The following is an 8768-nucleotide window of genomic DNA, read 5'->3' on the forward strand; positions in this document are numbered from 1 at the left end:
GGTGGCGCTACTGCACAATGGTTAAGGATGGGCGCCTAAATCTCGTATACCATTCTTGAGAGAGCTCATTGTCTGGGATTTCGGGCAGCACATTTGCCAGAAGCTCTGGCTGTACGCCTATTTCCGCAGCAAGGTCGATCAGGTTCATTCCGAAATGCTCATGCAAAACTTTGAATGACTTTATCAGTAGCTCTGCTTGCTCTTTCTTTACAAGGTGATCCTCATTTTCTCTCTTGCTTTGCCCGCTGTTTTTTAGGTAAATCACTCCGCCTTTATAGGTTTGCTCGGTGAGCATTCCTAGAGACTTGGCTCTATATAAAATAGCTGCTTTAGAGGCTCCGAACTGCATTTTGATTTCAGTTATGCATTGCCAGTCCAAGCGCCTTCCTTTCAAGCGAAATACTTTAGCAAACGTAGCCCTTGGGAGGAGAAAAGCCGATGCAAAGCGGTTTGCTTCGGTTTCGGTTGCTCTATCTCCCGTAATTATTCCTTCGTGTAATATTAGATGTGCCATCTCATGGGCAATGTCGAAACGCTGCCTGAAGGGGCTTTCTTTAGCATCGTTTCTAACAATTATGGGCCTTGATGCTGGGATTGATAGGGCATCAATTTCCGTTGAGGCGTCACGAAAAAATGTCACTAATGCCCCTGCATGCTCAACGACGCTTACCATATTGTCGATTGGGCCTAATCCTAATCCCCAATAGCTTCTGGTGCGCTCGGCGGCACGCTCAATTTCTTCAAAACTCACCGCTCCAGAGAAATCCGGAAAGTCTACATGAGGCAAAGCGACGCGCCTATCAATATAGTTGGCAAGATGGCCGAAAATGGTCCCCCTGGCTAGCACCTTCAATCGTGTGCTTACCTTGGTAGAGGATAGCCGGCGGAAGTGCGCCTGATCCTCAGAGGGGCCGGGTGGAGTTTGCTTGTAAAAAAACTCAGGTGTTACTTTAAGGCACTTGCTGATTAGCTCAACCGTATCGCTGCTAATGTTTTTCCCTGCTTTTCCATTCTCAATTTGAGAGATGTACTGTCTCGTTTTTCCGATCTCTTCAGCAATTTCGCTTAACGTTTTCCCCCAGTAGTGGCGAGCAAGGCGAAGCTGGCTTCCTTCAAACTGTGCCATCGTGTGACTTCTGGATTTCATGGGTTTCATCTTCGACTAAAATATCTCGGCGAGGCTCGAGGTTGATCGGCGGAAGCTTGGCAGCAGCAGGTATTTCTTCACTTGAAGAAACAAAGGTTTTTATGGCTTTGTTAAATTGCCATTTTGCGATTGCTTGCTTTAGTCCAGGTTTGTATTTTACGCAAAAAACTTCATGCTCGTCATCCTCTTCAATTGCCTTTCTGATCATGAAGCGCCAGAGTCCGTCAGGTTCCTCTTCTTCATGCGCATCTTCAAATAAAGGCAAAGTGATATTTGAGGATTCTGCTTCGGTTGGCGTTAGCGCGAATTTCTTTTTTGGGCTTTCGGGGTCATCGCAAAAGAAGCGGAATACTGTGGTATCGCCTATTCTAAACTGGATGTCGTTACCTCGGTGAACAATTCTTAACCAAGAGAAGCGGGTTTCATTTTCTAGAATTGCTTTTCTCACCCAAGCCCAACCTCTAGAGCCTTGAGTATAGGCATCATCGTATTTGTGCTGTGTGCTGGAAATTGCCTCGGAGTAGACGTCTAGAATGAGCCGTGCAAAATCATGTAGGCGATCTTCAGTCAGCTCTGGGTCAAGTGCAGAGGGGTGGGCTGCTTGCGGCATGTGAATATTCCATTAGGTCACTTTGTAAAGAGCATGATTGTTCCTTTTCTGAGATTTGTCAAGCATCCGGATCAGCCGTCGGTGGTGTACCCTGATGCCATCGCTTCTGCCACGCCGAGCCACTCATGAGCCAGTCCACCTATCGCCACTATCCCAGCTTCACCCGCCGCTACGTGCGCTCGGTGATGAAGATGATGGGCCTGCCCAAGAAGCCCAGGCTTGAGGCCGAGGTCTTCGGCCAGATGGTGCTGGATGAGCAGGTGGTGCACTCCATCAACGGCGAGGTGCTGATGCTCGAGTGGCACCACGGCCGCGAGGGCAGGGTGGTGGTGCCGGAGCCGTCGTTGTCGGGTTGGCTGCAGACGGTGCAGCTGAGCAAGGTGCAGGGTGACGCCTGGTCGTGGCCTTGGGAGTTCAGCACCCTGTCGTTTCCGACAAGCCAGACCTTCCATGGCCATCCGGTGGACGGTGCCCTGGTCGCTTGGGTGGATTCCACCACGCTGCCCAGCCGCTACGAGGCCTTCCTGCACGCCCACAATAACCCCCATGGCGTGGACATGGAGGGACTCGGGGATCCGTGGCTGATCGTGGCGATCCACAACCCGCTGGACACCCAGCCGAGCCTCAACCCCACCATGCTGCGAGGTGCCTTCAAGCCGAGTCAGATTACCGATTTCATTAACCGCGAGGCGATCGACCATGCCGGCGGTCGCGCCCAGCCGCTGGCGGACGAGGAGGGCATGATCCTGCGCGAGGTGGTGCGCTACGTGCTCTCCCTGGGCATGTACCTCTCCGCCTACCCGGAGGCACAGTCGAACGGGGTGCCGGCCTGGATGAAGAATAAGCACCCCGAGGGGAAGAAGGGCGTTCCGTTCTCCCAGGTCGGCGTCGACCGCGAGGACCGCGAGCTCACCCTGGCGATGACCGCGCCGCGGTCGGTATCGCCCTACTGGCGGCAGCTGCGCGACGAGCGTTTCTACCGTGGCAAGTGGGCTGACCACCGTCGCGGCAGCCGCTACGTGCTGGTCAGCGGTTACGAGGTGGGGGCAGCGAAGACGGTGGGGGTGGCTCCGGCCGAACACTCGTGAAGGGCGTGGGGGCTGGGGTAGCATATGACAATTTCTGGCCTGCTTGTCTTCATAGCAGCGCCACCCATATCTGCTGCAGAGGAAGCGAGCATGTCGATTGAGGTCATAGATGACCAGTTCATGGTCTGCACTGACTGCCTGATGATCATCGCCAATGACGATGCCACTGGGCTGGACTACTCACTGAGCGAGGAGGAGGCAGCCGAGCGCGAGCGGGAAATTCGCGAGGCCATCGCTGAGATCCAACGCACCGAGGGTCAGATTGCGGTTGGAGATAGCGACATGGACGATGAGTTCTCAGCGAGTCCTTGTGCCTGCTGCGGGACTCGCTTGGCCGGGCAGCGGCATCACTGCGTGATTCTTGCTAAACGCTGATCATGTGCGGCCGCTTTGCCCTCTACAGTCCCTACCCGAGCCTGGCCGCGTCGCTGCGCCTGCCACTGGAGGCATCTGAGGCAGACCTGGTGCCGCGTTACAACGTGGCGCCGGGTACCTGGATCACCGCCGTGCGCCGGTTGCACGATGAGGCGCCTCTGGTACTGGATGCGGTGTGGTGGGGCTATCACCCCCACTGGGCCGGCGAGGACGCTCCTGAGCCCATCAACGCTCGGGTTGAGAAGGTCGCGACCTCAAGGTACTTCCGCGGTGCCTTTGCCCACCACCGCTGCCTGGTGCCTGCCAACGGTTGGTTCGAGTGGACGCCAGTCGATGGTAAGAAGCAGCCCCACTACCTGACGCGTGAAGATGCTGAGCCGCTCTGGTTTGCGGGTATCTGGTCGGAGCGGCCTGACGGCAAGCCAGGGTGCGCCATCCTAACTGAACCGGCGCGAGGTGTGGCCAAGCAGATCCATGACCGCATGCCACTGGCTCTGGATGCCGAAAGCCTTGCGCCGTGGCTTGATCCGCACCTGACCGACCGGGAGACCATGCGGCAGACCGTCCGTCACCTCGACCCTCGCCAGATCACCCATTGGCCGGTGAGCATCCGCGTCAACGCGTCCACTCACGATGATGACAGCCTGATAGCGCCGCTACCCTCACTGTGAGGCCGCCCCGGCGCCAGGTGCGGGGGTGGCTGACGAAGCGCTCTATATGAGCGTGACAAGCGCGACAGCGAATCCTGAAGCGCCTGCTCGAGAGCCATAGGAATTCGAAGCGGTTCCAAGTCCTGGGTTTGTGGGTCAGCCGCTGTCTCTGGCCGCAGCCGCATATCAGCGCACAGCCGCCGTCATCCAACCAGGTCAGTATGATGGTCTCCATGCTATGTCCCACCCTGCTGGTGTCCATTAAAGAGACTGTGGGCCAAGCGACGGCGCTGTGGTGTGAGCTATGTCGGAAAAACATGATGGTGTTTGGCTGACAGGGTGTCAGCGCAGCTGAGGCAGCTCGTCCCAGCGTGTGGTCCAGCGTGGCGTGCGGTTGGCGCAGCGTAGCTGCCAGGCGGCCTTGGGCGAGGCGCGCCCGAAGGTCACAGTGCCGCGTCCCATCCTGTGGTTGAGCGCATCTAGCGTCGCCATCAGGTGGTCGCTGCGCTCCCGCCGGGCCTGGCTTTCCGGAGTGTCCAGCAGCGAGAGCTGGGCCCGGTTGGCGTCCACCAGATCAACCAGCATCACGCCGGCCTTCATGAAGCGGTAGCGGGGCCGGTAGATGGCCGCGAACGCCTGGCTAGCCGTCAGCAGAATGTCGCGGCTGTCGTCGGTGGGGCAGGGCAGCTCCACCACGGCGCTGGGCGAGTACTGGGGCAGGTCAGGGCGGTGGCGATTGGTCTTCAGGAAGACGTAGACGGCTCGGGCCAGGCTGTCCTGTCGGCGGAGCTTCTCAGCGCTACGCTGGGCAAACTGCCGGATGGCCTGGTGAATCTCTTCGCGGCTGTCGGTCATCCTCCCGAAGGAGCGTGACGTCATGATGCGCTGACGGGCCTCACCAGGATCATTCATCTCGATGCAGGGAATGCCCTTCAGTTCCAGGCAGGTGCGCTCCAGGGTGACCGAGAAACGCTGGCGAATCTGCTTGGGGTCGGCCAGGGCGAGATCCCAGGCGCTGTGTACGCCCATCAACGCCAGGCGCTCCACCAGTCGGCGGCCGACGCCCCATACATCGCCCAGCTCCACCTGACGCAGCAGCGTCTCATATGTCTCGCTGCCGGTTCTCAACACGCAGACGCCGCCGTAGCCCGGCAGTTTCTTGGCCGCTCGGTTGGCCAGCTTGGCCAGGGTGCGCGTCGGCGCAATCCCCACGCTGACCGGGATATGCGTGAAGCGCCGTACTTTGGTGAACAGCTCCTGGGCGTGACGGTGCATCTGCTCAGGGGCAAAGCCGTCGAAGCGCACGAACATCTCGTCGATGGAGTAGGGCTCCACGCCGGCAGAGAACTCCTCCAGCACCTGCTGCACCCGGGAGGACATATCCCCATAGAGCTCATAGTTCGACGACAGTAGCACGATGCGCCGCTGGCGGAGCAGTGGCTGCAGCTCGAAGGCAGGTGTGCCCATGGCCACATCCAACGCTTTGAGCTCGTTGGAGCGGGCGATCACGCAGCCATCGTTGTTGGAGAGCACGCCCACGGGCACGCCCTCCAGCCGCGGCTGGAAGGCCCGCTCGCAGCTGACGTAGAAGTTGTTGCAGTCGATCAATCCGATCATGGGCCCAGCCCCGGCTAGACGGTGTACTCGTGAACCACCGCGCGCACCACGCCCCAGGCCTGGCACTCCAGGTCCGCAGCGGGGATGGGGCGGTAGGCGGGGTTCGCCGAGGTGAAGTAGGGGCGGTTGCCGATCAGCTCGTAGCGTTTTACCACCAGCTCCCCCTCCACCGTGGCGACCAGAATGTGCCCGGGGCGCGGCTCGATGGCGCTATCGACCACCAGCAGGTCGCCCTCTGTGATGCCCAGCGCCTCCATGCTGTCGCCGGTGACTGTCATGAAGAATGTCGACGCCGGCCGCTTCACCAGCCGCTCGTTGAGGTCCAACGTGCGCCCTTCATAGTCCTGGGCAGGGCTCGGAAAGCCCGACAGCCCGGCCCGCGTGAGGGGCAGAGGGAAGGGCAGCGGCTGTGCCGGCGGCGCCGGATCCGCGGGGATGAGCTTGGCGTGTGTCATGGAGGCCTCCTCTCGATACATGATATTTATACAGTATCAAGCAGACGACCCGGTCTGCCAAGCCCATGCACCACGAAGGTCGGGAGCAAGCGCAGCATGATGTTGCTAATGTGACTGAGGATTCGGCATAGCAAGGGAGTGCGAAATGGCAGCTCATACTCGTCAATGTGGGTCTCTCTACTGGCTCCGGTGGTATGTCGGCTCACGACCCAAAGTGGCTATGCCGAAATAGGGTTGCTTTTAGCCAAGAGAGGGCTTTTTCATGGATGAATCAAGGAAGGGCGATAAAGTGGTTTGGTAAACTCTTTGCTGGGAGAACCTAAAATGCCGGAGGGCTATGCCCCCCGGCCACCGGCTAAAGAAAAGCTAAGGAACTGCTTTTATGTGTCGCGAGCGAAGAGAGGTTGGTCGTCGCCGGAGCGCAGAGGCCGGGGTCTATGCGCTACTAGGTGAGGATTTCGACCGGGCTGGCGTACCTTCTCCGCCGGCGACCAAGATATCAAGTGAAGTAATAGATCAGTGTTTCTATAAATATGTCATTTAGTTTTCGAAGTAGCTTTCAAAAATCACATCAAAGGAGCCATCCTTCTTTAATTCGTGCATAGATTCATTGAATGCTTCTGCCAATGCTTCGTCACGCTGCCGGAAGGCGGCGCCTATTCCCGGTCCGTAGATTGATTCAGGGCCGGTCACCAGTTCGCCTTGTCGTGTAAAACGGTCATCGTTGAACATGGTTCTCTGGGCCAGGGGGAACGCAGTGAACACCAGGTCGAGTCGTCCAGCGTGCATGTCGGCAACCACCGAACCAGAATCAGCGTAGCGCCGGATCTCTGCATCAGGGTAGAACTGAGTTACGTACTCGTCCTGGATGGTCGCTTGCTGGACGCCTATCGTCGTGTCCTCAAGCGGACCATCCAGATCGTGCTCGGCGCCAGCCTTGCCGACCCAGACAGAAGGCACCTGATAATACGGATCCGAGAACAGAACCTGGTTAGAGCGCTCCTCGGTAATGTTCATCGCCGACGCAATGAGGTCGAACTTTCGCGCTTGAAGCGCCGGAATGATACCATCCCAGGCCTGCTCGACCCATACGCATTCGCGCTGCATCCGCTCGCAGGCAGCATTGACGAGTTCTACCTCGAAACCAGTAATAGTGCCGTCCGGCAGCTTGTACTGATAGGGCTCATAGGGTACATCGACACCGATGCGCAGCGGCTTATCTTCTGCATTGGCTACTCCTCCGAGCAGGGCAGCTGACAACAGCAGATTGGTGAGGGTATGAATTCGCATTTTGTATCCTCGCAGTTTGTTTTGTCGTATGTGCGTGGGTGATTCCGGGCCGATCTTGTTATGCCACTATGGGTTGAGGGCGGAGCGAGAGAACCTCGCGCCGGAGAACTTTGCGTATTCGTGACTTAGGCTGTCTTGCAGGATGGATTCGGCCAGACGGCCGGCATGGAAGGCTGCCAGGCTGATACCGCTGTGGCTGCTTAGGCCATAGGCCCCGGGGTATTGCCGTGAAGCTTCATAGAGAGGGTGGCCATCCGGTGTCATAACGCGCAGCGCTCCCCACGAGCGCACCAGTCGCGCATGGGCGAGAAACGGAAAGATTCGCACCGCGCGATCGGCCAATTGCTGCATTATCGGCAGGGTCACCCCCCTGTCGAAACCGACCTCTTCCTGAATGTCCCCGATCAAGTACGCGCCACTAGCCGTCTGTCGAATCTGTGGGGTCGGCAGTTGGGCAATTTTTTGCAGGCGTTCAGTCACCAAGACCTGGCCGCGCACGGGACGCACCGCCCCACTGAGCCCCAGCATCGGCGCCAATGCTGCGCTGCCCAGACCAGCAGCAAGGATAAGGCGCTCAGCTTCGTAGGTGCCGTGCGTGGTTGCCGCTCGAAAGCCATTCATGAGGGGAGTGAGCAAGTGCACCTCGCAGCCAGGACGATAATCGAGCCCGAGCCCGAGATTGGCTGAAAACAGCGCGCGCAGTAGATACAGGGGATTGCAATGGCCGTCATGGGGCGACCAGGTACCACCGTGCACGCCTTCGCCGAGCCCCGGGAGGTAAGAGGCAAGCGACGTACGGTCGAGATATTGCCAACGGAATTGTCGCGCCAGGTAGGGGGATGTCGACTGGATCGCCGAGTACTCGCGCTGACGTGCCTCTGCTTCCTCCTGATTGAAGCAGAGATCGACTCCACCCCTGTGTTCGTATTCGAGGTCTAACCCGGTGCGCTCCTCGAGTTCAGCGACAAACTCAGGCCAGGCCAGGCTCGCTTCGAAACTGAGTTCGGCATAGGCTGGCATGCCTGCGCCCTTGCCCTGCACCCAGGTGAGACCGGCGTTCCCTCGTGAGGCGCGCAGTGAGTCGTCGCTTCCATCGAGCACCGTAACGCGACAGCCCGCACGCAGCAGACCATAGGCCACTGCCATGCCGACCACACCACCACCAATGATTAGGAAATCCTGCTGCATGCCATCCGCTTCTTGTAAGTGGTATGCATCGACGATAGCGAGGCGAACGGTATACGATCCAATACCAATAATTGCCATGACGATACACAAATATTATGAAGCTTCCCCATCTTCGCGATAAGCAGGTGCTTGCTTTCAAGCTGGTCATGGAATGCGGCACGGTTTCCGGTGCGGCAAGGCGTATGCTTATCGCCCAGCCAGGGGTCACCCGCTTGCTCAAGCAGCTTGAGCATGATCTGGGGTTTCACCTGTTTGAGCGAGTACGTGGGCGCTTGATACCGACACCTGAAGCGCGCCTCTTCCATCGCGAAGTACAGCGCGTATGGACTAGTCGGGTAGACCGGGCGA

At 58.4% G+C, this 8768-nt stretch carries 10 protein-coding genes; 4 read left to right on the top strand and 6 right to left on the bottom strand.

Features of this window, described 5'->3' with window-relative positions; translation table 11 throughout:
• Positions 1-7 precede the first annotated feature (7 nt).
• Positions 8-1126 (bottom strand): XRE family transcriptional regulator, encoded by a 1119-nt coding sequence (locus tag Q673_RS36155; RefSeq protein WP_161629681.1) that lies wholly within the window; start codon positions 1124-1126, stop codon positions 8-10.
• On the bottom strand, positions 1113-1757 hold the full coding sequence (locus Q673_RS36620; protein WP_152527138.1) for a hypothetical protein: 645 nt from the start codon (positions 1755-1757) through the stop codon (positions 1113-1115). Before Q673_RS36620 ends, Q673_RS36155 begins: the two co-directional genes overlap by 14 nt.
• A gap of 125 nt (positions 1758-1882) precedes the next feature.
• On the opposite strand from Q673_RS36620, the gene Q673_RS32460 reads away from it, so the two are divergent.
• From Q673_RS32460 to Q673_RS32470, 3 genes are all read left to right on the top strand, one after another.
• Positions 1883-2845: a hypothetical protein gene (locus Q673_RS32460; protein WP_023006936.1), complete on the top strand. Its 963-nt coding sequence runs from the start codon at positions 1883-1885 to the stop codon at positions 2843-2845.
• 90 nt (positions 2846-2935) lie between these two features.
• Complete coding sequence (locus Q673_RS32465; protein WP_023006937.1) at positions 2936-3220, top strand: hypothetical protein; 285 nt, start codon at positions 2936-2938, stop codon at positions 3218-3220.
• A 2-nt stretch (positions 3221-3222) separates the two neighbouring features.
• Positions 3223-3891 carry an SOS response-associated peptidase gene (locus Q673_RS32470; protein ID WP_023006938.1) on the top strand — a complete coding sequence of 223 codons (669 nt, stop codon included), beginning with the start codon at positions 3223-3225 and terminating at the stop codon, positions 3889-3891.
• A 321-nt stretch (positions 3892-4212) separates the two neighbouring features.
• Here the strand turns inward: Q673_RS32470 and Q673_RS32475 are convergent, their stop codons facing one another.
• From Q673_RS32475 to Q673_RS32490, 4 genes are all read right to left on the bottom strand, one after another.
• Entirely contained in the window at positions 4213-5487 is a 1275-nt protein-coding gene (locus Q673_RS32475) for a Y-family DNA polymerase (protein ID WP_023006939.1), read from the bottom strand.
• 14 nt (positions 5488-5501) lie between these two features.
• Positions 5502-5942 (bottom strand): LexA family protein, encoded by a 441-nt coding sequence (locus Q673_RS32480; RefSeq protein ID WP_023006940.1) that lies wholly within the window; start codon positions 5940-5942, stop codon positions 5502-5504.
• Between the two features lie 540 nt (positions 5943-6482).
• The gene (locus Q673_RS32485; protein ID WP_023006941.1) at positions 6483-7232 is read right to left on the bottom strand and encodes a transporter substrate-binding domain-containing protein; all 750 of its coding nucleotides are present in this window, start codon (positions 7230-7232) and stop codon (positions 6483-6485) included.
• Between the two features lie 66 nt (positions 7233-7298).
• On the bottom strand, positions 7299-8420 hold the full coding sequence (locus tag Q673_RS32490; RefSeq protein WP_023006942.1) for an NAD(P)/FAD-dependent oxidoreductase: 1122 nt from the start codon (positions 8418-8420) through the stop codon (positions 7299-7301).
• Between the two features lie 182 nt (positions 8421-8602).
• Between Q673_RS32490 and Q673_RS37240 the strand changes: the two genes are divergently transcribed.
• Positions 8603-8768 (top strand): LysR family transcriptional regulator (locus Q673_RS37240; RefSeq protein WP_442778055.1); only part of this gene is annotated, 166 nt, incomplete at its 3' end.

Origin of the sequence: Halomonas sp. PBN3 (assembly GCF_000475415.1) — a bacterium.
GTDB lineage: Bacteria > Pseudomonadota > Gammaproteobacteria > Pseudomonadales > Halomonadaceae > Halomonas > Halomonas shengliensis.